This window comes from Flavobacterium muglaense (assembly GCF_014305155.1).
GTDB classification, from domain to species: Bacteria; Bacteroidota; Bacteroidia; order Flavobacteriales; family Flavobacteriaceae; genus Flavobacterium; species Flavobacterium muglaense.
Window position 1 is genome coordinate 1 of record NZ_JACRUK010000117.1, and the last position, 1,280, is coordinate 1,280.

Consider the following 1,280-nt stretch of genomic DNA (forward strand, 5'->3'; position numbering starts at 1 on the left):
ATATTTTCGATTTGTCAATATTCATTTTTTCTGTCGTTTCTTTTCTGACGTGAGTTTCGGTACACTTGCCGCTAACGGTTCGGGGCTTTGCGATGGTGGGGCAATCGAAGCACAAATCTTCAATTTTGCACTAAAGTTCAACCGAAGAACAACCGTTGAACTTTGCAGTTTCGCCCCACTATTGCAAAACCCTTGTTAGCGGCTGGCATTTTAGTGTGCTGCTGATTTTGAGAAAAAATTCATTACGATAACTCCTGTCACAATTAAAATAATTCCAATAATTGCTGGAATGTCTAACGATTGCTTAAATACCACAACCGAAATTATAGCTGTCAAGACAATTCCTAAACCACCCCAAATTGCATAAGCTATTCCCAAAGGAATGGATTTTAAAGCTTGCGACAAAAAGAAAAAGCAAGCAATATATGCCACAATTGTTATCGCTGTTGGCAATAATTTTGAAAAACCGTCTGATGCTTTCATAAAGCTCGAACCTACAACTTCAAGTACGATTGCTAATGATAAAAATAAATATTTCATTGTTCTTTTGTTTTAACTGATGCAAAGAAACAAAAATTAAAAAGTGCTTTTTTTGACAAATGTCAAAATCGTTATTTCTTTCTAATACGGCTCAATGTTTCTTGCGAAATACCCAAATAAGAAGCAATATGTCCTAAAGAAATTCTTTGCAAAGCTTCGGGTTGGTTTTTCAAAAGCCAATGATAACGCTGTTCTGCGGTATGTGTTTGTAATAAAAAAGAACGTTCCTCTAAAATTTTGCAATATTCTTCTGCCATTTTTCTACCAATCGTATTCATTTCCTGCGATGATTTGTAGAAACTTTCAAGGTCATTGCTTGAGATATAATATAAAGTGGTGTCTTCTAAAAACTGAATGTTTTTAATTGAAGGTTGGCTAAAAAATAATGGCATTACTGAACCTAAAATTCCGCTCTCAAAACCAAACCAAACATTAATTTCTCTTTCATTGATATTATAAAACGAACGAACAAGCCCTTTTTCAATTACGAATAAATTTGAAACAATTTGTCCTTCTTTGAGCAAAAAATCGCCTTTTTGTTTTATCAGACTTTTAATTTTTTCGTTAAGTTCTGTTTCGATTTCAGAGGTCAGATTTCCGTATTTTTTAAGTTGTTTTATGAGAGGGTTCATTCTTTGTACGGTGTTGGTTTATGCTTGCCGCTAACGTCAGTCTGTGAAAAAACTTCCGTTTATTTCTTTCAAATATAACACTTAATACAATATAAAAGGAAGAAAAGT

At 33.5% G+C, this 1,280-nt stretch carries 3 protein-coding genes; 1 reads left to right on the forward strand and 2 read right to left on the reverse strand.

The window, feature by feature from the left end:
- The coding region (locus H8R24_RS18115) for a hypothetical protein (RefSeq protein ID WP_222617430.1) at positions 1-199 on the forward strand (199 nt) is incomplete at its 5' end.
- An 11-nt stretch (positions 200-210) separates the two neighbouring features.
- Here the strand turns inward: H8R24_RS18115 and H8R24_RS18020 are convergent.
- Positions 211-540, reverse strand: a complete 330-nt coding sequence (locus tag H8R24_RS18020) for a DMT family transporter (protein WP_123904558.1) — start codon at positions 538-540, stop codon at positions 211-213.
- 71 nt (positions 541-611) lie between these two features.
- Positions 612-1,172: a Crp/Fnr family transcriptional regulator gene (locus tag H8R24_RS18025; RefSeq protein WP_187021840.1), complete on the reverse strand. Its 561-nt coding sequence runs from the start codon at positions 1,170-1,172 to the stop codon at positions 612-614.
- Between the last annotated feature and the right edge of the window lie 108 nt (positions 1,173-1,280).